Annotated in this window: 22 protein-coding genes and 1 tRNA gene; 8 read left to right on the forward strand and 15 right to left on the reverse strand. The window is 66.4% G+C overall.

What is annotated here, in order from left to right:
• Positions 1-54 precede the first annotated feature (54 nt).
• The 3 genes from ACQR1F_RS14470 to ACQR1F_RS14480 are packed head-to-tail and all read right to left on the reverse strand — an operon-like array spanning position 55 to position 1,784.
• Positions 55-984, reverse strand: a complete 930-nt coding sequence (locus tag ACQR1F_RS14470; RefSeq protein WP_316180236.1) for an alpha/beta hydrolase — start codon at positions 982-984, stop codon at positions 55-57.
• Between the two features lie 3 nt (positions 985-987).
• Positions 988-1,185 (reverse strand): Trm112 family protein, encoded by a 198-nt coding sequence (locus tag ACQR1F_RS14475; protein WP_006613415.1) that lies wholly within the window; start codon positions 1,183-1,185, stop codon positions 988-990.
• A 56-nt stretch (positions 1,186-1,241) separates the two neighbouring features.
• Positions 1,242-1,784, reverse strand: coding sequence for a TetR/AcrR family transcriptional regulator (locus ACQR1F_RS14480; RefSeq protein ID WP_434838809.1), 543 nt, complete (start codon positions 1,782-1,784; stop codon positions 1,242-1,244).
• Between the two features lie 90 nt (positions 1,785-1,874).
• Here ACQR1F_RS14480 and ACQR1F_RS14485 point away from each other — a divergent pair, with 90 nt between their 5' ends.
• The 3 genes from ACQR1F_RS14485 to ACQR1F_RS14495 all read left to right on the forward strand — a co-directional run bounded on the left by ACQR1F_RS14485 (position 1,875) and on the right by ACQR1F_RS14495 (position 3,713).
• Positions 1,875-2,225 (forward strand): hypothetical protein, encoded by a 351-nt coding sequence (locus ACQR1F_RS14485; protein WP_434913332.1) that lies wholly within the window; start codon positions 1,875-1,877, stop codon positions 2,223-2,225.
• A 349-nt stretch (positions 2,226-2,574) separates the two neighbouring features.
• Positions 2,575-2,871, forward strand: a complete 297-nt coding sequence (locus ACQR1F_RS14490; RefSeq protein WP_315800775.1) for a cupredoxin domain-containing protein — start codon at positions 2,575-2,577, stop codon at positions 2,869-2,871.
• 11 nt (positions 2,872-2,882) lie between these two features.
• Entirely contained in the window at positions 2,883-3,713 is an 831-nt protein-coding gene (locus ACQR1F_RS14495) for an FTR1 family iron permease (RefSeq protein ID WP_434913333.1), read from the forward strand.
• On the opposite strand, the gene ACQR1F_RS14500 is transcribed toward ACQR1F_RS14495, so the two are convergent.
• Both ACQR1F_RS14500 and trxA read right to left on the reverse strand, forming a co-directional pair.
• A complete protein-coding gene (locus ACQR1F_RS14500; RefSeq protein ID WP_315715855.1) occupies positions 3,714-4,388 on the reverse strand; it encodes an LON peptidase substrate-binding domain-containing protein in 675 nt (224 codons plus the stop codon).
• 48 nt (positions 4,389-4,436) lie between these two features.
• On the reverse strand, positions 4,437-5,357 hold the full coding sequence (gene trxA / locus ACQR1F_RS14505; RefSeq protein WP_434846061.1) for a thioredoxin: 921 nt from the start codon (positions 5,355-5,357) through the stop codon (positions 4,437-4,439).
• Between the two features lie 289 nt (positions 5,358-5,646).
• Here trxA and ACQR1F_RS14510 point away from each other — a divergent pair.
• Positions 5,647-5,721 (forward strand) — tRNA-Gly (locus tag ACQR1F_RS14510).
• 34 nt (positions 5,722-5,755) lie between these two features.
• On the opposite strand, the gene ACQR1F_RS14515 is transcribed toward ACQR1F_RS14510, so the two are convergent.
• The 3 genes from ACQR1F_RS14515 to ACQR1F_RS14525 form a co-directional block, all read right to left on the reverse strand.
• A complete protein-coding gene (locus ACQR1F_RS14515) occupies positions 5,756-7,192 on the reverse strand; it encodes a caspase family protein (protein WP_434913334.1) in 1,437 nt (478 codons plus the stop codon).
• A gap of 116 nt (positions 7,193-7,308) precedes the next feature.
• Positions 7,309-8,613 carry a nicotinate phosphoribosyltransferase gene (gene pncB, locus ACQR1F_RS14520; protein WP_316238558.1) on the reverse strand — a complete coding sequence of 435 codons (1,305 nt, stop codon included), beginning with the start codon at positions 8,611-8,613 and terminating at the stop codon, positions 7,309-7,311.
• 96 nt (positions 8,614-8,709) lie between these two features.
• Positions 8,710-10,056: an amidase gene (locus tag ACQR1F_RS14525; protein ID WP_316180245.1), complete on the reverse strand. Its 1,347-nt coding sequence runs from the start codon at positions 10,054-10,056 to the stop codon at positions 8,710-8,712.
• A 401-nt stretch (positions 10,057-10,457) separates the two neighbouring features.
• Between ACQR1F_RS14525 and ACQR1F_RS14530 the strand changes: the two genes are divergently transcribed.
• Both ACQR1F_RS14530 and ACQR1F_RS14535 read left to right on the forward strand, forming a co-directional pair.
• Positions 10,458-11,735 (forward strand): PQQ-dependent sugar dehydrogenase, encoded by a 1,278-nt coding sequence (locus ACQR1F_RS14530; protein ID WP_315800769.1) that lies wholly within the window; start codon positions 10,458-10,460, stop codon positions 11,733-11,735.
• A 131-nt stretch (positions 11,736-11,866) separates the two neighbouring features.
• Entirely contained in the window at positions 11,867-12,454 is a 588-nt protein-coding gene (locus ACQR1F_RS14535; protein WP_434913335.1) for a c-type cytochrome, read from the forward strand.
• A gap of 250 nt (positions 12,455-12,704) precedes the next feature.
• Here the strand turns inward: ACQR1F_RS14535 and panE are convergent, their stop codons facing one another.
• From panE to ACQR1F_RS14560, 5 genes are all read right to left on the reverse strand, one after another.
• A complete protein-coding gene (panE, locus tag ACQR1F_RS14540) occupies positions 12,705-13,628 on the reverse strand; it encodes a 2-dehydropantoate 2-reductase (RefSeq protein ID WP_315800767.1) in 924 nt (307 codons plus the stop codon).
• Positions 13,629-13,742: 114 nt separating this feature from the next.
• Positions 13,743-14,480, reverse strand: a complete 738-nt coding sequence (locus ACQR1F_RS14545) for an SDR family oxidoreductase (protein WP_434913336.1) — start codon at positions 14,478-14,480, stop codon at positions 13,743-13,745.
• 87 nt (positions 14,481-14,567) lie between these two features.
• Entirely contained in the window at positions 14,568-15,176 is a 609-nt protein-coding gene (locus tag ACQR1F_RS14550) for a 2-hydroxychromene-2-carboxylate isomerase (RefSeq protein WP_434913337.1), read from the reverse strand.
• Between the two features lie 104 nt (positions 15,177-15,280).
• Positions 15,281-16,594 (reverse strand): MATE family efflux transporter, encoded by a 1,314-nt coding sequence (locus ACQR1F_RS14555; RefSeq protein ID WP_434881691.1) that lies wholly within the window; start codon positions 16,592-16,594, stop codon positions 15,281-15,283.
• A gap of 151 nt (positions 16,595-16,745) precedes the next feature.
• Complete coding sequence (locus ACQR1F_RS14560) at positions 16,746-17,318, reverse strand: DUF2239 family protein (protein WP_434913338.1); 573 nt, start codon at positions 17,316-17,318, stop codon at positions 16,746-16,748.
• Positions 17,319-17,481: 163 nt separating this feature from the next.
• Between ACQR1F_RS14560 and ACQR1F_RS14565 the strand changes: the two genes are divergently transcribed.
• Positions 17,482-18,147 (forward strand): glutathione S-transferase family protein, encoded by a 666-nt coding sequence (locus ACQR1F_RS14565; protein WP_316180255.1) that lies wholly within the window; start codon positions 17,482-17,484, stop codon positions 18,145-18,147.
• 9 nt (positions 18,148-18,156) lie between these two features.
• Here the strand turns inward: ACQR1F_RS14565 and ACQR1F_RS14570 are convergent, their stop codons facing one another.
• Positions 18,157-19,563, reverse strand: a complete 1,407-nt coding sequence (locus ACQR1F_RS14570) for a serine hydrolase domain-containing protein (RefSeq protein ID WP_434913339.1) — start codon at positions 19,561-19,563, stop codon at positions 18,157-18,159.
• Between the two features lie 167 nt (positions 19,564-19,730).
• The gene (gene ggt, locus ACQR1F_RS14575) at positions 19,731-21,437 is read right to left on the reverse strand and encodes a gamma-glutamyltransferase (protein WP_434913340.1); all 1,707 of its coding nucleotides are present in this window, start codon (positions 21,435-21,437) and stop codon (positions 19,731-19,733) included.
• 193 nt (positions 21,438-21,630) lie between these two features.
• On the opposite strand from ggt, the gene ACQR1F_RS14580 reads away from it, so the two are divergent.
• On the forward strand, positions 21,631-23,040 hold the full coding sequence (locus tag ACQR1F_RS14580) for an MFS transporter (protein ID WP_434913341.1): 1,410 nt from the start codon (positions 21,631-21,633) through the stop codon (positions 23,038-23,040).
• Positions 23,041-23,054 lie beyond the last annotated feature (14 nt).

Consider the following 23,054-nt stretch of genomic DNA (forward strand, 5'->3'; position numbering starts at 1 on the left):
TGATCCGGAAAAGTGGGGACCGGTTTTCCGAAAAGATCATGCTCAAACAAAGAGCTAGCGCGGGCCTGCGGCCGTGATGAAACCGGCGACGGCTTCGACCATGTCGGGGTCGAGCGGACGGTCCGGGTCGTTGTAGGAGGCGAGGTTCTCGTCCTCGTTGGCGACGTCGACTAGGACGTGGTTCATGTCCGGCAGCCACAGCGACTTGGCGGCCGGTGCGGCGGCGGCGAGCGCCACCATGTCGAGGCGTGCGATCTGGTGATCGCGGGCGCCGCCGACGATCAGGATCGGGATCGTGAGCTGCTTCAGCGGATCGATCGGGTCCTCGGCGAAGGCGGAGCCGATGCTTGGCTGCATGCTCGGCGCGATCGGCAGCTCGGGCGGCGGCGGGTCCACGATCTGCCCGGCCATGATGGCATCGATCGCCTTGGCGACCGGCTCCATCTTCGCCGCCGGCAGCTTCTTCTCGAGCTGCGCCTTGAGCAGATCGCCCTGCCGCCGCGCCGAGGTGGTGAGCAGCACGAGGCGGTCGACCGGGGTGCGGCGGGCGGTGAGGATGGCGACCAGGCCGCCCTCGCTATGGCCGACGAGAACGATGCGGGCGAACTTGCCGCGCAGGAAGTCGACCAGCGAAGCGGCGTCGTCGACATAGTCCTTGAAGCGGAAGTCCTCCGGCTTGCCGAATTCCGCCTTCCAGCCGCGCGCGCCGCGCTTGTCGTAGCGCAGGCTGGCAATGCCCTGGAGGGCGAGCTGCTCGGCGAGCTTCTTCAAGGTCGCCGGCTTGAGCTGCGGCCCGTTGCCGTCCCGGTCCGTCGACCCCGAGCCGGCGATCAACAGCGCCACCGGCGGGCGCGCGACACCCGCTGGCGTCGTCAAGACGGCGTCGAGTGGGCCAATGCGGACGGCGCTTTCCTCGGCCGAGACCGCCGAAGCGAGGGCCATCAGCGCCAAAGCGAGCGCGCAGCGGATCACGACGGACCGCATCGGTCAGTCGATCTTCCGCGCTTCCTCGGGCAGCATGATCGGGATGCCGTCGCGGATCGGGTAGGCGAGCTTCGCCGACCGGGAGACCAGCTCCTGCTTCGCTGCGTCGTATTCCAGCGGGCCCTTGGTCATCGGACAGACCAGGATCTCGAGCAGCTTGGGATCGACGGAATTGGCGGGGCGTTCGAGCGGGGCGTTCATGGCAAGGGTCTCCGGCGGGCGCCTCTGTAGCATATCGCGCGCCTGCTTGTCGTCCATCAAGGCCTGTGCAGGGCGATCCGGATCAGTTCGTCGATGACCGTGTCCAGTTGCTGGGCCGGCAACGGCCGATCCGACAGCGCATGGCCGAGAAAAGCCCAGTACAGCACCTGGGCGCGTGCGTGTGCGATCGTCGGCGTCAGTCCCTCGGCTGCAAGCAGGCTCTCGACATAGCCCAGCCGGCGCCTATCGATGGCCTGCACCGCCTGGCGCGCGGCGGGGTCGGATCCGGCCCAGTTGCGCACGGCGCGCTCCAGGACGAGCTTGACCGTGAACGTGCGCCGGAGGAGCACGGCAATCGCCGGCTGGTCGCCGGCGCTCGCCTCCACCCCGGTGATGATCTGCTCGGCCGCAATCTCCCGCCACGTCTTGAGGAGGGCGGCGTGAAACGCAGCCACGTCGGCGAAATGCCAGTAGAAGCTGCCGCGTGACACGCCCAGGGCTTTCGCCAGCGGTTCCGCCTTCAGCGCGGTGAAGCCTTGGCTGGCCAGCACCTTCAATCCCTGGTCCAGCCAATCGTCGGCCGAGAGCTGATCGGTCATGTCGTCTCCATGAGACGACCATACACAACTGTATTGACGGCCGCCAGGACGTCGTGCATCCTCCATACAGAACTGTATGGAGGATGCGCCATGCGTGATGTGCTGCTGGTATGCGCGGGGCTGCTGGCGATCACCGTCGCCGTGATCCATGGCGTGCTCGGCGAGACGATGATCTTCGCGCGTGCCGCCATCTCGCCGGAGCGGCTGCGAACCCTGCTGCGGCTGGTCTGGCAGACTGGCACGGTGGCGTGGATCGGCTGTGGCGTGCTGCTCGCCGTCGCCCCGCAAATGGCGTCGGAGCCGGCGCGGCATTGGACGGTGGCCACGGTCATCGTCGTGTTCGTTTTCGCTGCAGGCGCCAATGCAGTGGCGACGCGCGGGCGGCATTTCGGCTGGGTCATGCTCGCCGGCGTGGTCGGTCTCGCCATCGCCGGCTACTGATGCGGGGAATTCCGGTCGAACGCAGCGCCGCCACGTACCCGGCCAGAGGAAGGCACCGTGACGCTCCGTCACCGCCGCGTTGCCTCAACTGCCGTTCGGCCGCACTCCGTTCACCGCGAGGCCACTGCCGCGACACATTCGCCAAGAATGGTTCCAACTTAGAAGGAGTCTCTTTGCAGACACGGCGACGAGCCGCTTAGTTGTTCGTCGTCGCGAACGGGTGCCCGGTGTCGACATCGATCCGGGGCGCGCAACCGTTCTCCGATTTGCTTGTCTGGATAGGAGAGGGGACGGATCGATGTTGGTCGACGTGGTGCGGAAGTTGGTCGTCGTAGGTGGAAGCGTCGGCATGCTCGTGATGGCAGCGCAGGCGCACGCCGGCGGATCGAACGAGATCTGCCTCACCTATGCCAATGGTCAATTCGAGCCCAAGGAGCCGACCGTTCCTGCGGACGCGCCGCTGACCATCCGCGTCAGGAACATGGAGGGCAAGGCCATCGAGTTCGAGAGCGAGACCCTGAAGGTCGAGAAGGTGATCGCGGCCAACAGCGAGGCGGTTCTCAACGTCCGCGCGATGAAGTCCGGGCGCTACGAGTTCTATAACGACTTCAACGAAAAGGCCCGCGGCTTCGTCAACGTCCAATAGGTCCAGATCCCATGCTCGCCGCCCTGATCATCGTCTTCCGCGAAGTGTTCGAAGCCGGCCTGATCGTCGGCATCGTGCTTGCCGTCACCAGCGCGGTCCCGCATCGCCTGCGCTGGATCGGCGCGGGGCTGTTTGCCGGCCTGGTCGGCGCATGCATCGTCGCGGCGTTCGCGGGAACGCTGACTCAGCTCTTTGAAGGCATGGGACAGGAATTGTTCAATGCGGGGATCCTGTCGGCTGCCGTGATCATGCTGACCTGGCACAATGTCTGGATGGCCCGGCACGGCCGCGAGATGAGCAACGAGCTGCGGACGATGGGCCAGGCGGTGGCCGAAGGCGCCAAGCCGCTGGTCGCGCTGGCGACCGTGATCGCCATCGCCGTGTTGCGCGAGGGCAGTGAGGTCGCGCTGTTTCTGTATGGCGTGGCGGCCTCCGGCGACGGCGGCGGGCGGGCGCTGCTCGGTGGCGGCGTTCTTGGCCTGCTGCTCGGCGTCGCCGTCTGTCTCGCGACCTATCTCGGTCTGATGCGCATCCCGCCGAGCGCGCTGTTCAAGACCACCACCGTGCTGATCACCCTGTTGTCGGCGGGAATGGCCGCGCAGGCGGTGTTCTTTCTCGCCCGCGCCAACTGGCTGACGTCATTCGACCAAGTGGTGTGGGATTCGAGCGCGGTTCTGCCCGAGCGTGGCGTCGCCGGGCGGACGCTCAAGGCTCTGATCGGCTATACTGATCAGCCTACCGCGATGCAGCTTGCAGTCTACATCGGGGTGATCGTCGCCACCATCGCGCTGATGCGTCTGACGGCGGCTCCGCCAGCGCCGCGTGCGGCTCCCGCCGAATGATCATTGCAGCGGCGGATCGCCCGAGGTCCGCTTCTTGGCGAGATCCATCTCGGTCACGGCGATGAGGATTTCGGCGCGGGTCTTCAGGTCCGGCGCCTCGAGCATCGCCTGCTTCTCCGCCGGTCCGTAGGGCGACATCATCGCCAGCGCGTTCACGAGCGCCTCGTTCGGCGCCGCTTCGATGCCGGCCCAATCGACCTTCAGATTATTGGCCTTGAGGAAGTCGGTGAGCACCGCGAGCAGCGCCTCGCGGTCGACCGCGTCCTCACCCTTGCGCGCCGTGAAATCATCGACGAACGGGAAATAATCGACCTTGCACTGCCGATAGGGCGTCAGCACCGTCATTTCCTCGACCACCTTGAAGCGGGACACGCCGGTGAGCTCAAGGATGTAGCGGCCATCGCCGGACTCGGCGAGCTGCGTGATCCGGCCGACGCAGCCGACCTTGAACAGCACCGGGCGCTCCTCGCTGGAGGAATGGGTGACGTCGGGCTGGATCATGCCGATGAGCCGATGGCCGTCGCGAAGCGCATCGTCGACCATCGCGAGATAACGCGGCTCGAAGATGTTGAGCGGCATTTGGCCGCGCGGCAGCAGCAAGGCTCCCGCCAACGGAAACACCGGAACGATCTCCGGCAGCTCGGCGGGACCGCGATATTCGGCATTGATCGGCATGCGATACCTCGTGTCCGCTGGAACGAGCGCGCGTCCCGCCCAGCCGGGTTACGAAAACAGGATCGTCGACAGCCGCTTGCGGCCCTCGATGGTGGCCTCGTCGGCGCCGCCCCAGGCTTCGAAGAACTGCACGAGCTGCTTGCGCGCGCCGTCCTCGTTCCATTTGCGGTCACGCTTCACGATCTCGAGCAACTGGTCGGTGGCTTCCTTCCGCTTGCCCGCGGCGTTCAGCGCGGTCGCCAGGTCGAAACGCGCCTGGTGGTCGAGCGGATTGGCGGCGACCTTCTGTTCGAGCTCGCCGACCGGCCCGAGCGACTGGGCCTGCTCGGCCAGATCGATCGCGGCCTGCACGGCGGAGACCGCCGAATCGCTGCGCTTGGAGTCCGGGACCATCGCCAGCGTCTGCTTGGCCTCGTCGATCGCGCCGAGCTCGACCTGGCACTTTGCAAGCCCGGCGATCGCCGGGATGTTGGCGGCGTCGACCGCGAGCACCTCGGCATAGATCTCGGCCGCGCCGGCCGCATCGCCCTCGGCCAGCACGGCTTCGGCTTCCTTGAGGATCTCGGCGATGTCGGGCTCGCCGGCGCCGGGAACGCCCTTGGTGATCTTTTCGATGAAGGTGGCGACCTGGCTCTCGGGCACGGCACCCATGAAGCCATCGGCGGGCCGTCCGCCGACGAACGCGATCACGGCCGGAATCGACTGGATGCCCATCTGGCCCGGGATGGCCGGATGCTCGTCGATGTTCATCTTGACCAGCTTGACCTTGCCCTTGGCGGCCTTGACGGCCTTTTCCAGGATGGGCGTCAGCTGCTTGCACGGTCCGCACCACGGCGCCCAGAAGTCGATGAGGACCGGCTGCCGCTTCGATTCCTCGATGACGTCCTTCACGAAGCTCTGCGTCGTGGTGTCCTTGATCAGATCCGGCACCTGCGGCGCCGCTCCGCCGCCCTGTTCAACAATGGTCACGGGGTCCCTCGTCCGAAAAAATTCCGATGGACGGCGACCGGTAACCGACCGCCGCCGCGCCTCAATACACGTTTTCTTTCACTTTAAGTGGCGGTCCAGCCGGAAATTTCAATCAGCGCCCTTCGGGGTCCGGTGATGGGCAGGTTTTGGCCCGGTTCGGCCGGTCCCGACCGCTAAAATTTGAACGTCGCCGGCGTACGAAACCTGTCGCAGACCTGTTGCATTCGTCCGCGGCATTTGGCATAGGTCTGCCCGTCGCTGGCGGCCACGCCGCCAAGGCGTCACGGATGCGGGTGTAGCTCAGTGGTAGAGCACGACCTTGCCAAGGTCGGGGTCGAGGGTTCGAACCCCTTCGCCCGCTCCAAAAATTCCGCTCCGTTGCTCTCTCGCTTTATGCCTCATCGTTTCGTCGCCGGGGATTTGTCCCAGGCCGCGAGTGCGTCGGCAAATATCCGATCCCCACTTGGACCTTTGCCGATTGCGAGGATGCCCCGGCGCTGGTTCGCATAGACGACCGGGATGTCGAACCATTCGCGCCGCGCGAGAAGCTCCTCATTGCGTGCGCGATCGGCCTCGACGTTGGACAAGCCGACCAGGAACGAGCCTTCGGTGATCTTGACGGAGAGCCCGGCGAGCGGCGTCCCGCGCGACTTCTCATCCGTCTTCATCAGCATTCCCGGCACGTTGCTGACGCCGCCACCGACGAAATCGGCGGCGGGCCTGAAGGTGAGCTCGGCGACATGGCTGGCCGGCAGGCTGGGATCGTCGTTGCGGCGCAGCTGCAGGCTGACCTTCAGCTTGCGCTCGGGAATGTCGATCTCGCCACGGATCACCGGCGTGGGCCGCCCTGATTGTGCATTCTTGACCGTCTCGGTCCGCCAGGTCACCGAGCCGGAATACCGCTTGCCGTTGGGGTTGGAGAGATCCTCGTCATACAGCACCGCGAGTCCGGGCGTCCGCGCGTCCGGCGCGTCGGAGGATGCGGTCGGGCTGGGCAGGGGAGCGCTGCTACGTCCGGCGCCCAGGCCAGCGGGCTGCGCCGGCTTCGCCGCAGCGGCGCTCAGTTGGGCGCTGCCGTCGATCGACGTGAACATCACGAGCGGGCGCTGCGCTCCGCCGGTGGCGCGCTCCACCGCCGCGTTGGTCTGGTTGAAGGTCTCGATCAGGCGTTGGCCAGGCTGCTGGAGCACTTCTGCAAGGGCGGCGGCGAACACGCCGTGACCGTCCGGACCGCGCTGTCCCGCCGTCCCGGCCTGTGCGGCAAAGGAGATCACGGTCTGTGCGGAAACGTCGACCGGGACGAGGCCGGCGGCAAGACCGGCGATGCCGCGCCCGGAGAACGGATTGGAGCGGAAGGCGTCGAGAATGATCACGTTTTGCCGGGAGCTCGATCCGCTCAGCTCGCGCAGAATGCCAGTCAGGTCGCGCAGCTCGGTGGTCAGGTCCGCGGGCGTCGCCGGCGCCGCGTCGACCGGGACGAGATAATCGGCGCCGCCCAGGTTGAGTCCGTAGCCGGCGTAATAGACCAGCGCGACGTCGGCGTCGGCGATCCGGCCCTTGAACTCGGCCAGCGCGCGATCGAAGCCGCGTCGGTCGAGGTCGATCTGCGCAGCACCACCGCTCAGGGTGAAGCCCAGCCGCGACAGGCTGTCGGCGATCAGCCGGGCGTCCGCCGCCGGCTCGTCCAGCAGCGGCGCGCGCTCGTGGATGGAGTTGCCGATCACCAACGCCACCCGCTTGTCAGCGGCAGCGGGCCCCGTGGTGATCAGGATCGCGCCGACCCAAAGGATGATTGCAGACAGCAGCTGCCCAACTCGGCCGATCACCCGACGCATGCCAACGATCTCCTGCCATCCGATCCGAACGCTCGCGGTGGTAATACCGCAAGTCGAACAAAACCGGAACAAGAATCGTGGCAGAAAAGAGAAAATTGCCGCCGGGTGTTGGCCGCCTAGACGACCACCGGCGTGCGCACCCGCCCGGCGTCGCCGAACACCCGCAGGTAACGCGCGATCTCGGTGGGGTCGCCGGTCGCCTTCTCCGGGTTGTCGGACAGCTTCACGGCGGGATGGCCGTCCGCCGACGTCACCTTGCAGACCAGCGAGATCGGATCGAGGTCGACCGAGCCGTCCGGCGAGCAGCCGACGAAATCGTTGGTCAGGTTGGTGCCCCAGCCGAACGACAGCCGCACCTGGTCGGAGAAGCGATGATGGATCTGCTCGATGGATTCGACGTCCATCGCGTCGGAGAACACCAGGAGCTTCTGCTTGGGATCGCGTCCCTTCGATTTCCACCAGGCGATGATCTCCTCGCCGGCCTGGATCGGCGGCGCGCTGTCGGGCCGGAAGCCGGTCCAGTCGGCGACCCAATCGGGTGCGTCGCGCAGGAAGGCCTTGGTGCCGAATGCGTCGGGCAGCGCGATCAGGAGGTTGCCGGCATAGGTCTGCCGCCACTGGTCGAGAATGCGATAGGGCGCGAAGCGAAGCTCGTCATCGTCCTTGGCAAGCGCCGCCGCGACCATCGGCAGCTCATGCGCGTTGGTGCCGATGGCTTCGAGATCATTGTCCATCGCCAGCAGCACGTTGGAAGTGCCGGTGAACGACGAGCCGAGACCTTCCTTCACGGCCTCGACGCACCAGCGCTGCCACAGGAAGCCGTGACGGCGGCGGGTGCCGAAATCCGACAGCCGCAGGCCGTCCAGCTTGCGCAGCCGCTCCACCTTGGCCCACAGCTTGGCCTTGGCGCGAGCGAACAGTACGTCGAGCGCGAACCGGCCCTGGCCCTTCATCGCCTGGCGCGAGCGCAGCTCGTTGACGATGGCGAGCGCCGGGATCTCCCACATCGTGGTGTGCGTCCATGGCCCATGGAAATGCAGCTCGTACTGGCCCTCGGACTTGCGCAGCTCGTATTCGGGCAGGCGGAAATTGGCGAGCCAGGCGATGAACTCCGGCGAGAACATGTGGGTCTTGCCGTAGAACGTGTTGCCGGCCAGCCAGATCAGCTCCTTCTTGGAGAAGCGGATGGTGCGGGCGTGATCGAGCTGGGCGCGCAACTCGCCTTCGTCGATGACGTCTGCCAGGCGTACACGCTTCGTCCGGTTGATGACCGAGAACGTCACCTGCTGATTCGGGTAGAATTCCCGAATCATCTGCAGCATCAACAGCTTGTAAAAATCGGTATCGAGCAGGCTGCGCACGATCGGATCGAGGCGCCAACCGTGATTATAGGTTCTGCTCGCGATGTCTGTGACTGTCATGTGATCGTTCTACAGCGCCGGCCGCAAACCCGCCACTGGGCTTGTCGCAGGTGAACCTTGTGGCGCGGCGGCATCCTCGCTCGCACTTTTTGAGGGCTATTCGCGCGCCAGCAGCGGTACGCCGGGATCGAACGCCAGCACAGCTTCGGCCCATTTCGCGACGCGGAGCACGTGGAGGTCGTTGCGATAGGGGCCGGTGATCTGCACGCCGAGTGGAAGGCCGTCATGGCCGAACCCCGCCGGCAGGGAGATTGCAGGCGCTCCGACGAAGGTCCAGGGCGCGCAATATTCGGCATCGCCGGTCCAATCCAGGCCGCGCGGCGCTTCGCCGAAGGCCGGCAAGGTGAGCACCGCATCGAACCCGTCGAGCTCGGTTGCGAGCGCCCTCTGCCGGTGGGCCTGGGCCGCCTTGGCGGCGAGATATTCCATGGCGGTCTTGCTGCGGCCGCTCTCGACATGGTCCTTCATGACCGCGCTGACGCGATCCGGATAGCGCGCGATCAGATCGGAGAAGATCGTGGTCGCCTCGCTGAGCATGATGGTGGTGACCGCCTTCCCGTTCACCGTATCGAGCTCTCTCAGTTCGATCTCGGTGATCGCTGCGCCGGCGCTGCGCAACGTGTCGACGACCGACTCGAACACCGCCTTCTGGTCCGCCTCCGCGCGCTCCCATTTGGCGAAGCGTACCACCGCGAGCCGCGGCCTGGAGAGCGGCGCGACGCCCTGCGCAACATCCACCGTGAAGCCCGGCAGCGGCCGGCCGTGGCGATCGTCGGCGCTGCTGCCGGCCAGCAGCGAGAGGGCGAAGGCGACGTCGTCGACGCGGCGGGCGAAAAAGCCGACATGGTCGAGCGACGGGCTGAGCGGATGCACGCCGACGCGGGGAATCGCGCCGAAGCTCGGCTTGAAGCCGACGACGCCGTTGAACGCCGCCGGCCGGATCACCGAGCCGAGCGTCTGCGTGCCCAGCGCCAGCGGCACCAGGCCTGCCGCAACCGCCGCGGCTGATCCGGACGATGAGCCGCCCGGCGTGTGCTCGGGGTTCCATGGGTTGACGGTCGGGCCTGGATGACGCCAGGCGAATTCGGTCGAGACCGTCTTGCCGAAGATCGTCGCGCCGAGATTGCGCAGCCGCTCGACCACCCAGGCGTCCGCCTCCGGCACGTGATCGCGATAGATCTGCGAGCCGTTGGTGGTCGGCATGTCCGAGGTGGCGATGATGTCCTTGATGGCGACGGGAATTCCGCGCAGCGGTCCGGCCTTCGCCGTGACGTCGCGCGGCAGATATTCGAACGCCTTCAACTGCGGCTCGATCGCCCGTGTCCTCGTCAGACATTCTTCACCATAGCCCGCCGCCGCGGCCGGGTCGGCGGCGAACCGGCGCAGCAGCTCGAGAACACCTGCACCGGCCTTCGGCGTCTGAAGTTCGGACTGTCGCGACATCGGGCATCCTGTTTGGCACGAGTTTTGTTCGGCACGAGTCTTGGAGGTTCTCGCACGGCCCGCGCCCGCTCGTGCTGCCGCAGAGTAGCGACTGGCGATGCGCCCGCCAGTCGCGCCTGCGATCAGTGCGTATGAATACAGCGCATGGCCGTTCTTGCCGTCAGCGCAAAAGCGATCGACGGGTTGCAAGAGCGCGCACATCAAGCGCGCATTTGGCATGCTTTGAGTGCAGAGGCGGCTCGTGAGTGCCACGCAAACTTCGCCGCAATCCGCTTCTCACCCGCTCAGGATGTGCTACCATTTTCGCGCAGGACCACTCGACGTGGCCGGCCAAAGGACGTCCTCAGATACGTTCCGAAAAGTAGACGCAGCCAGACGAGCTGCCTCATGGGAGTGAAGCGATGACATCGGCTTTCCACCGAAGCATTCTTGCGCTTGCAACAATCGGTCTTCTCGCCGGCACCAGCATTGCCGGCGCGCAGCAGAAATCCGACGCGGGTAAGCCGCTCAAGAAGTACGAATCGGGCACCAAGGAATTCTGGACGCATCCGCCGGACGACTGGTTCCTCGGCGACGAGACCGAGGCGCAGAAGGGGTTGGCGCCGCCATCGGGCCCGCCGACCGGCGCCTCCGATGCCGAGCTCGCCAAGATCGTCAAGCAGGTGAAGCTGCCCGACGGCTTCAAGATGGAAGTCTGGGCCTCGGGCGTGCTTGCCGCGCGGCAGATGGCCTGGGGCGACAAGGGCACGCTGTTCGTCGGCTCGTTCGGGCTCGGCAACGTCTATGCGATCAGCGACAAGGGCGGCAAGCGCGAGGTCAAGACGGTCCTCAAGGGCCTGAACATGCCGACCGGCCTCGCCTTCCAGGACGGCAATCTGTACGTCATCGCCGTCGACAAGCTGATCAAATATGAGAATGCCGAGGCCAATCTCGACAATCTCGGCCAGGGCAAGGTCGTCTATGACGACATGCCGTCCTATGCGGCGCATGGCTGGAAATACATCGCGGTCGACAAGGACGGCTGGTTCTATATTCCCTTCGGACCGCCCTTCAACATCGGCATTCCGCCGACATCGGTGTCGCAGATCCGCCGCGTCGATCCGCGCACCGGCAATGCCGAGATCTATGCGCTCGGCGTGCGCAACAGCGTCGGCGGCGACGTCGATCCGCGCACCGGCAAATACTGGTTCACGGAGAATGCGCGCGACTGGGTCAGCGACGATCTGCCGAGCGACAAACTCAACATGATCTCGAAGCTCGGCGAGCATTTCGGCTATCCCTATTGCCACCAGGGCGACCTGCCGGATCCGAAGTTCGCGATGGGCCACAAATGCTCGGAGTTCACGCCTCCGGTGCTGAACCTCGGGGCTCACGTCGCGCCCCTGGGCATGAAGTTCTATACCGGCGACCAGTTCCCGGCGGAGTACAAGAACAACATCCTGATCGCCGAGCACGGCTCCTGGAACCGGCACAAGTACCAGGGCGCCCGGATCATGCGCGTCATCGTCGGTCCCGACGGCAAGGACGCCAAGCAAGAGGTGTTCGCTTCCGGCTTCATCGAGGGCGACCAGGGCTACCTCGGCCGTCCCGACGACATCATCCTCGCCAAGGACGGTTCGATCCTGGTGGCGGACGACTGGGCCGGCGCGATCTATCGCATCAGCTACGAGAAGAAGTGATCTCGTCGTGAAAGCGGGGCTGCGCGCTGCCTTATGGCGGCCGCAGCCCCAACTATTTTCGGGGCTGCGCGTTGATCTGAGCGTGGCGATCCCGGCCGCGCAGGCGAAGCCGGGCATTCGGAGGATTTGACATGCGTCATGGAGTTGCCGCTGCGGCATGCGTGCTGGCGCTGGTGTTGATGAGCCCCTCCGCGCAGGCGGCTGATGTCGAAGCCGGCAAGGCAAAGGCCGAGCTCTGCGTCGGCTGCCATGGCGAGAACGGCATCTCGCAGACCGAGAACATTCCTTCGCTGGCCGGCCAGCAGGACCAGTTCATCCAGTGGCAGCTGGTGTTCTTCCGGGCCGGCACCCGCAAGAACGAGGCGATGAAGCCGATCATCGATCAGCTGAACAACGAGGACATCCGCAACCTCGGCGCCTATTTCGCTTCGCTGCAGCCGGCGAAGTCACCGCCCGACGATAATCCGGAGCTGTCGAAGAAGGGCGCCGAAGCCGCCGCCGGTCGCCGCTGTGCCTCATGCCATCTCGACAGCTATGCCGGCACCAAGGGCGTGGCGCGGCTCGTCGGCCAGCGCCAGGAATATCTCGTCAAGGCGCTGCACGACTACAAGAGCGGACAGCGCGTCGGCGGCAGCCAGGCCGCCATGACGGATGTGGCCTATCCGCTGAGCGCGGAGGAGATCACGGCGCTCGCGCATTATCTCGCGCATGTGCAGTGACGGGTGATCGACTGGAGGCCTCGCGCCACCCACAGCCGTCGTCCCGGACAAGCCCGCCGACGCGAAGCGTCGGTGGGTGCCGATCCGGGACCCATACCGCGGAGTCTATCGAGGAAGTTCGCTGGCAGTCGCCTGCCTCACCACGGCCGCGGCGTATGGGTCCCGGCTCAAGGCCGGGACGACGGCGGAGTGTGTGGTGGCGCCGGAGCTGACTTACGCGTCCGCCCTTGAGGCCACGCAACGTCAGGGACTACTTGCCCCGCTGCGCCTCGTACACCTTCAGCTGAGTATATGAAATCCGCAGCCGCGGCACCGGGACCTTGGCGGCATCGGCGCGGGCGACGAGATCGCCGATGACGTGATCGGCCTCGACCGGCAGGCCGGCGCGCAGATCGCGGAACATCGAGGCGGTCATGGGGGAACCCTCCGCCGTGAGCATGCCGGAAACGCGCTGGAAGAAGGCGCCGGCCGGAGGGTAGCCTGCAGCCGCAGCGGTGGCGCTGCATTCATCGAGCATGCCGAGCAGGAAATCCTTGCCGCCCGGCGCGGTCAGGATCACGCCGACCGGCCCGCGCATCAAGGTGGTCGACGCCGCGAGCGAGGACAGGAAAACCCACTTCTCCCACATGTCCTGCATGATGTTCTCGCTGGCCGACGCATTGAAATTGCCGCGCTGGAAAATCTCGAAGATCGCGCGGACGCGCTCCGACGATCCGCCGTCGCGTTCGCCGAAGCTCAGCGACTGCATCGGCTGCAGCTGCACCACCTCGCGGCTCTCGTTCAAGGTCGCGGCGATGGCGCAGAGCCCGCCGAGCACGCGCGCGCGACCGAACCTGGCGTCGAGCACGTCGAGGTGCCTCATGCCGTTCAGCATCGGAATGATCGCGGTGTCAGGTCCCACCGCGGGTGCAAACGAGTCGATCGCGTCGTCGAGATCAAACGCCTTGCAGCTCAGCAGTACGACGTCGAAGTGCTGCTTCAAACCGTCCGCCTGCACCGTCTTCGGATTGGGCAAGGTGACGTCACCGGTCGGACTGCGGATCACGAGGCCGGCACTGGCGAGCTCAGCCGCGCGGCGCGGGCGGACCAGGAAGGTGACATCGGCACCGGACTGCAGCAGCCGGCCGCCGAAATAGCCGCCGATGGCACCGGCGCCGACGACGAGAATACGCATGGGTGGATCCCTCTGTGAGCGGGCCGCATCATGCAGAAGCGAGTGACGAATGGCGAGCAGCGAATGGGAATAGGCTCCATTCCCTATTCGCTACTCCCTATTCGCCATTCGCCTCTACCATTTCTCGCCGAACGGCCGGATCTCCATTTCGAAGGTCCAGGCGCTCTTCGGCTGCTGGTAGAGCTGCCAATAGGCACCGGCGACCGACGCCGGCGGCATCAGCAGGTCCGGATTGTCCAGCGCCTCCTGACCCCAGAGCTGGGCGCGGCGCTCGCGGACCCAGGCGGTATCGACGCCGGAATCGATGATGAGATGGGCGACATGGATGTTCTGCGGCATCAGTTCGCGCGCCATCGCCTGCGCCACGGCGCGCAGTCCGAACTTGGCCGAAGCGAAGGCCGCGAAGCCGGAGCCGCCGCGCAGCGACGCCGTCGCGCCGGTGAAGAAGATCTTGCCGCCGCCGCGGGGCAGCATCAGCCGGGCGGCCTCGCGCCCGCTGACGAAGCCGGCCCAGCACGCCATCTCCCAGACCTTGCGGAACACCCGGTCCGTCGTCTCGAGGATCGGGAAGTTCACGTTGGCGCCGACGTTGAAGATCACGACCTCGAGCGGCGCATGCCTGTCGGCGTCATTGAGGAAGGCGGTGGTCTCGTCCTCCTTGCGGGCATCGAGCGAGCGCGCCACGATCCGCCCGCCGGCGGCCTCGACCTCCGCGACCAGCGGCGCGAGCTTGTCGCCATTGCGGCGGCCGGCGAACACCGTGAAGCCTTCGGACGCGAACTTCTTGACGATCTCGGCGCCGATGTAGTCGCCGGCCCCGACGACCGCGACGGTGGCGTTGCGCTGTTGCATGCTTGCTCTCCGTTCTCCCGAGGCCTCATTGCGAGGAGCGAAGCGATCCAGTCCTAGATCGCTTCGCTTCGCTCGCGATGATGGCGATCACTTGCCCAGGATATATTCCTCGACGTCGCGCAACTGCTCCTTGCCGAAGAACATCTCGTTGCCGACGAAGAAGGTGGGCGAACCGAATGCGCCGCGCTCGACGGCGGCTCGCGTGTTCTCCACGAGCTTCGCCTTGACCTCGGGCTCCTGGGCGCGCGCGAACAGCTTGGCTCCGTCAAGCCCGGAGGATGTGATCGCAGCAATCGCGATCTCGGGATCGTCCATCTTCTTCGGCTCGCGCCACATGTGGTGGAACGCCGCGTCGACATAGGCCTCGAACACGCCTTCGAGCTGGGCGGCGATGGCCGCGCGCATCAGGTTCAGCGTATTCACCGGGAAGTATGGATTCCAGACCCAGGGCTGCACGTGGTAGCGCTTGAGGAAACGCTGCGTCTCGACCTCGTGGAACTCACGCTTGTTCCTGACGCCGGCGAGCGACTCGGCGGGCGACTTGTTGTTGGTCGCCTTGAAGATGCCGCCGAGCAGCACCGGGACATAGTAGAACTGGACGCCGATCCGCTGCACGATCGCCGGGATCGCCTCGTGGCTCAGATAGGCGTTGGGACTGCCGAAGTCGAACATGAATTCTGGCGCTGGACGGCTCATGGGCGGTCTCCTCGGTTTTTCACATTGTGGTCCAGCGCAGCAGCTCCGTCCAGGGTTTTATGACGGTCATCATATTCCAGCGGCCGGGAGGCATCGGGAGTGCATCAGATCATCCTGTGCACCGTCCGCTTGCGCCAGACCACGAGATAATAGCTCATCTGCAGCAGCATCATCGCGGCGAATGTAATGGGATAGGCGAGCCAGACGCCGTCGAGTCCGATGCTGCGGCTGAGCCAGGTGGCAGCCGGCACCTCGATCGCGGCGATCGCAAACGCCGAGATCGCCAGCGGCATCCACACCGTTCCGGACGCGCGCATCGCCGACGAGAACGTGATGGATATGCCGAACAGCACCGAGCTCCACAGCACGATGTGCAGCGAATGCTGCGCCACCTCGATGACGGCTGGGTCGGTGATGAAGAAGCCCATCAGCACCCGTGAGAACAGATAGCCGATCGCGACGAGGCCGCCGGTCAGCACGACATTCATCTCGATGCCGGTCCGCACGATGTCGCCGATCTGCTTGGCCTGGCCGCGGCCGATCGCCTGAGCGCCGAAGATCGAGACCGAGATCGCGATGGACAGCGCCGGAAACTGCACATAGCCGAGCACCTGGTTGACCGCGCCATAGGCCGCCGTCGCGTCCGAGCCGAAGCCGTTGACGAGTCCGATCAACACCATCTCCGCCAGCGACATCACGATCATGCCGATCGCGGCGGGAATGCCGAGCCGCAGCACCGCCCGCAGCAGCTTCGCATCCGGCAGCATGCCGCGCAGGAAAGCCGCGTCGATCGCCAGCGGGTGCTTGCGCCGGCGCAGATGGACATGGAGCCAGGCCAGCGTCGTCAGGGTCGAGATCGCCGAGGCCCAGGCCGCGCTGGCGACGCCGAGCACGGGCGCGCCGAGCCATCCGCGGATGAACACCGGCGTCAGCACCAGGCCGAGCGTGGTCGATGCGGCGAGCGAGGCCAGCGGCGTCACGGTGTCGCCGACGCCGCGCATCTGCGAGGACAGCAGGATGTAGGCGAAGGTCAGCGGCATCGTGATCATCATGATGCGGGCATAGCCCGCGGCGGCATCGAGGATGTTGGCGGGCGTGGCGAGCGCGGTCAGCAATTCGCGGCTGAACACGCCGCCCAGCACCGCGATCAGGCCGCCGAGCAGCAGCGCGATGCTCAGGGTCGTGCCGGCGATCTGCTTCACCTTGGCCGGCTCGCCGGCGCCCCAGGCCTGTCCGATCAGGACGCCGGCGCCCGAGCCGAGGCCCATGACGAAGGAGACGAAGAAGAACATCGCCGGGAAGAACACCGAGACCGCGGCGAGCGCATCGACGCCGATCATCTGGCCGAGATAGACATTGTTGATGGTGCCGAACAGCGATTGCAGGATATTGCTCAGCATCATCGGAACGACGAACATCAGGAACGGCTTGCGCAGCGAGGCGGTTGGCGGCGACACGGCATGGTTCTCCGTCGACCGCCCTTCGTTCGAGGCACGGCCGTGTTGCGAGGAATGGAAGCGAGAGCCGTCGCGAGCGGCCGCTCTCGTTGACTGTCGAAATCAGCCGATCTCACTCGGCCCTGTGGCGATGTGCGAGCGCCACTGCATGGTCGCGGATGTCGGCCGGCCAGTCCGCAATCAGCGCGGCGAAGCGGCCGAGATCGCCAGCGAACAGCGCCCGGGACGCCTCCTCGAACTGCGGCAGGTTGCTGCCGATCCCCGACATGAAATGATAGGCCGCGTCGCGCGCCTCGCGGGCGCGGTCGCTGTCGCCGTTGGCGCGGCGGGCTTCGTGGACCAGCTTGCGCAGGGCGACCGAGGCGCCGCCCGGCTGCGCATTGAGCCATTCCCAGTGCTGCGGCAGCAACGTGACCTCGCGGGCCACGACCCCGAGCTTTGGCCGGCCGCGGCCGCGCGGCCCGCTCGGCGGCTGGTCTGCGACCACGCCGGCGTCGACCGGCAGGCGGGCCAGGATATCCCGGTCGCTGCCGCGCAGATCGATGTCGATCGGTTGCCCGGTGCGGTCGTTGAAGATCACGATCGGCTCGGAGTTCGGCGCGGCGTGTTTCAGCACCAGCGCCACCTTGGGCAGGGGCCCGGCGGCGATCCGGGTCTGGCCGGCAAATGCGGTGAAAGTGTCCATGGCTTGGTCCCTTTGATGCGTTTAATAAGACCCGGGCGAAATTAAAGTCAATATTACCCGGATAATTATTGTGGCTCTCCTCCAGTGCCGAGGACGCCTCGCCGAACCCGTGCCGTCCTGCTACGGAACGGCGCCCGCCACCCGATCCGTCCCTGGGAACCCCATGCTCACCGTTCACCACCTCAACAATTCCCGCTCGCAACGCGTGCTCTGGCTGCTCGAGGAGCTTGGCGTCCCCTACGAGATCATCCGCTACGAGCGCCAGCCCGACATGCGCGCGCCCAAGGAGCTGCGCGCCATTCATCCGCTCGGCAAGTCGCCCGTGATCACCGACAACGGCAACACGGTCGCGGAGTCCGGCGCGATCGTCGAATATCTGATCGAGACCTATGGCAATGGCCGCCTGATCCCGCCGCCGAAAACGCCGGAGCGGCTGCGCTATTCGTACTGGCTGCACTATGCAGAGGGCTCGGCGATGCCGCTGCTGCTGCTGAAGCTGCTGTTCAACATCATGCCGAAGCGCGCGCCGGCGCTGCTGCGTCCGATCGTGCGCAAGGTGTCGAACCAGGCGCTGACCACGCTGGTCAATCCGCAGCTCAAGCAGCACATGGCGTTCTGGGAAAGCGAGCTGCAGAAGAGCGAGTGGTTTGCCGGCGAGGCCTTCACCGCCGCCGACATCCAGATGAGCTTCCCGCTGCAGGCGGCGGCATCGCGCGGCGGTCTGGAGCAGGGCCATCCGCGGGCGATGGATTTCCTCGCCCGCATCGAGGCACGGCCGGCCTACAAGATCGCGCTGGAGAAGGGCGGGCCCTACGAGGTCGGCCGCTGAAGCCGGCGTCTATTTCGATTGCGCGGCGGTGGCTTCCGTCGCCGCGATCACCTCGCGCACCAGCCGCGCGACGCCCTTGATGTCGCCGTCGGGGTCGATGGAATCACCGAGCCTGGCCACCACCATGCGCTGGCTCGGCATGATCACGAGCCGCTGGCCGAGCAGGCCAAAGGCGAAGAATGCATCCGCCGGAATGCCGGCGCGCGCCCGTCCCTGCGCGTGAACGTGCTGGCTGCGGTTGGTCCACAATCCCGCGCCATAGTCGGTGTCCGGCGTCGCGGTCGCCGACATCGCCACCCAGCCCTCGGGCAGGATGCGCTTGTCCCCGGCGACGCCGTCGCCGAGATAGAGCAGCCCCAGCTTCGCCCAGTCCCGCGCGCTCGCCAGCATGTTGCCGTAACCTTGCAGCGTGCCGGTGCCGTCGAACTGCAGCGTCGCGCTGCGCATGCCGAGCGGATGGAACAGCTCGCGCCACGCGAATTCGATCGCCTGCTCGGGACCGCCGGCGGCGTCGCGGATGATGCGCGCCAGGATCTGGGTGCTCGCGCTCGAATAGGCCCAGCGCTGTCCCGGCGGCGCAATCAGCGGCGCATGCACCGCGAACGCCGCCATGTCGCGGTGGATGTCCATCTGGCTCGACGGATCGAAGCCGGAATTGGTTTCGTCCAGCGCCAGGCCTGACGTCATGCGCATCAACTGCTCGATGGTGATGTCGTGGCGCGGATCCCTCGGCTCGCGCCATTCCGCGACCGGCGCCGGGATCGACGGGCTCAGTCTGCCCTGCCGGGTGAGGATGCCCAGCAGCGCATTGGTGACCGTCTTGGTCATCGAGAAGCCGACGAGCGGCGTATCGACGCCGATGTTCGGCGCATAGCGCTCCGCGATCAGGCGACCGTCCTTGACGACGACGATCGCCTTGGTGCGGCGGAATGGCGGGGTGGCCGGCTCCTCGAAGGCGTGATCGAGCGCCGCTCTCAGCGCGGGATCGTGGGGCTCCACCGCAGCGTCTTCGGCGAAGTCGGGCAAGGCGGGCGCAGACGCGGCGGCACGCAGCGCAGCGACGTCGGTGTGGGGCACGTAAGGCGGCTTCTGGCCCTGAAGCGTCACGCAACCGAGCCCGTCGTGATACGAGGCCCGGGTGGCGTGCAGGCCGAGCAGCGACACCTCCACCATGCGCATGTCCGGCTCCACCCGGTAGCGCATCACGGCCCGCAACCGGCGCAGACCGGGCCGTTCCATGGTCTCCGCAAACACCGTCTGCGGATCGAGGCCGGAGACGTAGGTCTTGGCGCAGATCATCTCGGCGACCGCGGTGGTCGCGACGCGCAGCGCCCGGTCAGGCCGATAGGTGAGCCACCCCGCCACCAGCAGGGCCGCAAACACCAGCAGACCGACCACGAATCTTCGCAAATGCACCAGAACGTCCGACGCCGTCTCGCGGGCGAGCCTCGCTGCGCCCTGGTATGCTTCTAACGCGCCTCGGTCACCACGCCAACGGAGGGAAGCTGGTGCAGGGCCCCGCCGGGCGGCGGCAAATCGTCATCCGGGCCACGATACTTCCTATCGGCCGGGAACCGGGCGCCTCAGCGCCCGGCTGCGGTGGCGCCCTTGCTGCGCGGATCCGGCGCGCCGACAAATCCATCCGATGTCACGAGGATGGAGTTGGCGGAGGTCCGTCCCATCGGCTCCTCGAGCTTGTGGCCTCGGGCGCGCAGACCGGCGAGCACGTCATCGGCAAAACCCTTCTCGATCCGAACCTCGTCGGGCATCCATTGGTGATGCAGGCGAGGCGCGGCGACGGCTTGGCGGACGTCCATCCGATAGTCCAGCACGTTGACGATCACCTGCAGCACGGTCGAGATAATGCGGCTGCCGCCCGGCGAGCCCGTGACCAGCACGGGCTTGCCGTCCTTCAGCACGATGGTCGGCGACATCGAGGACAGCGGCCGCTTGCCGGGGCCGGGCAGATTGGCCTCGAAGCCGACCAGTCCGAAGGCGTTGGAGGCGCCGGGCGCGGCGGTGAAATCGTCGAGCTCGTTGTTGAGCAGCACGCCGGTGCCGTCGGCGACGAGGCCGACGCCATAGGGGAAGTTCAGCGTGTAGGTGTTGCTGACGGCATTTCCGTCATTGTCGACCACCGAAAAATGCGTGGTGTTGTTGCCCTCGCGCAGCGGCTTGGTGTTGAGAACGTCGCCTGCGCTGGTGGCGTGCGCGGGATCGATGCCGGCGCGCTGGCGCGCGGCATAGTCCTTCGACAGCATCGCGCGCACCGGCGCGTCGACGAAGGCGGGGTCGCCGAGATAGCGCGCGCGGTCGGCATAGGCGCGCTTCATCGCCTCGATCAGCAGATGCAGCGACTCGGGCGAGCCCTGCTTCAGCTCAGCGAGCGGAAAGCCCTCGAGGATGTTCAGCATCTCGACCAGCACGGTGCCGCCCGACGACGGCAGCGGCATCGACACGATGTCATAGCCGCGATAGGTGCCGCGCACCGGCGTGCGCAGCACCGGCTGGTAGGATTTGAGATCGTCCGCCGTCATGATGCCGCCGGCATCCTGGATCGCCTTGGCGAGCTGGTTGGCGACCGGCCCTTCATAAAATCCGCGCGGTCCCTGCTCGGCGATGGCGGTGAGCGTCGCCGCCAGATCGCGCTGGATCAGCCGGTCTCCATCCTTCAGCACGGTGCCATCGGGCCGCATGAAGATCGCGGCCGATGATTTCCATTTCGCCAGCCGCGGCGCCATCATCGGCAGCGTCACGGCGACGTCGTCGGCGACGGGGATGCCGTCGCGTGCCAGCACGATCGCCGGCTGCAGCAGCTGCGCCAGCGTGAATTTGCCCGAGCCGTATTTCTCCAGCGCCAGCGCGAGACCCGCCACCGATCCGGGGACGCCGATCGACAGCGCCGAATCGCGCGACTTGGCGTTGTCGGGCTTGCCGTCGGCGCCGAGGAAGATGTCGCGCGTGATCGCGGCGGGACCGGTCTCGCGATAGTCGATCGCGATATCCTCGTTGGACTTGGCGATGTGGATGACCATGAAGCCGCCGCCGCCGATGTTGCCGGCAACCGGATAGGTGACGGCCATCGCAAAGCCGGTGGCAACGGCGGCATCGACCGCGTTGCCGCCGAGCGCGAGAATGCGCTGGCCGACTTCGGCTGCGATCCTCTCCTGTGCCACCACCATGCCATGGGCGGGCGGCTGCGCCGGCGCGGTGATACCGGGTGGCTGCGGGATATCGAAGGTTTGCGAATCCAGCGCCCGCGCGGGCAGGCAGCCGGCCAGCAACAGCATGAAACCCGCAAGGAGTCGTCGTCGATCAATCGTGAACGTGGTCATCGCAATTCTGCCGTTGCTGACATCCGCCTGGGATCGTCAGATGTTATAGGGCCGCGTTGCCGGCGTAAAACGCAACGCCGTGATCGTCGCAAGATGCGACGCTGGGATCGTCGCGAGACGCGACGCTGGGATTGCAGAGGATTTTCGAATGGCCGTCATCACGATCGAGACCTCTGGCACTGCCGACGGTCGAATCTATCCCGGGCGCGCGGCCATCGTCAGCTGGATCTTGTTCGATTGGGCGGCGCAGCCCTATTTCACGCTGATCACGACCTTCGTCTTCGCGCCCTATTTCGCGGCGCATGTCGCGCCGGACGCGGCGAGCGGCCAGGCGCTGTGGGGCTTTGCGACCGCCGCGGCCGGCATCGTCATCGCGCTGCTGTCACCGGTGTTCGGCGCCATCGCCGATGCCACCGGGCGCCGCAAGCCGTGGATCGCGGCGTTCGGCGCGCTGCTCGTGATCGGCGCCTCGCTGATGTGGATCGGGCGTCCCGGCGCGCCCGAGCTGATCCCGCCGCTGCTCGCGGCCTATGTGATCGCCACCATCGGCGTCGAGTTCGCCACCGTGTTCAACAACGCGATGATGCCGACCCTGGTGCCGCCGGAACGCATCGGCCGGCTATCCGGCACCGGATGGGCCACCGGTTATGTCGGCGGCATCCTCTCGCTCATCATCGTGCTCGGCTTTCTCGCCGCCAATCCCGACAGCGGCCGCACGCTGTTTGGATTCAAGCCGCTGTTCGGGCTCGATCCCGTGAGCCATGAAGGCGACCGCATCTCCGGTCCGCTCACGGGGCTCTGGTTCATCGTGTTCGTGCTGCCGATGTTCCTGTTCACACCGGACTTTCCGGCACGGCACCGGCTGGGCGCGGCCGTGCGCGAGGGGCTCGGTCAACTGAAGCAGACGCTGCGCAGCCTGCCGCAACAGCGCGACATCGCGCTCTTTCTGATTGCCAACATGATCTACACCGATGGCCTGGTGTCGCTGTTCGCGTTCGGCGGCATTTATGCCGCCGGAACGTTCGGCTGGAACACGATCCAGATCGGCACCTTCGGCATCATCCTCGCCGCCGCCGGCACGTTCGGCGGTTGGCTCGGCGGCAAGCTGGACGACTTTCTCGGGCCGAAGCGCGTGATCGCCGGCAGCATGACCTTGCTGCTGCTCGCGATCATCGCGATTCTCATGGTGAGCCGTGATTCGGTTCTGTTCATTCCGGTCGTGCCGGCCGCGCCCGGCGGCCCGCTGTTCGCCTCGCTGCCGGAGCGCGCCTACCTCCTGCTCGGCTGCGTCATCGGCGCCTGCGGCGCGCCGCTGCAGGCGGCCTCGCGCTCGCTGCTGATCCGCATGGTGCCGAAGGAGCGCGTCGCGCAGTATTTCGGCCTGTTCGCGCTCACCGGCAAGGTGACGTCGTTCATCGGGCCATTGCTGATCGGCACCATCACCGCGGTCACTGCGAGTCAGAAGGCCGGCATGGCGGTGCTGGTGCTGTTCTTCGCGACCGGATTGCTGTTGCTGGCGCGCGTGAGTTCAGATCGTCCTGCGGAGCGGGCTGCCTGAACTCTCTCCGGGGG

This window comes from Bradyrhizobium sp. HKCCYLS3013 (assembly GCF_051167615.1).
Lineage (GTDB): Bacteria > Pseudomonadota > Alphaproteobacteria > Rhizobiales > Xanthobacteraceae > Bradyrhizobium.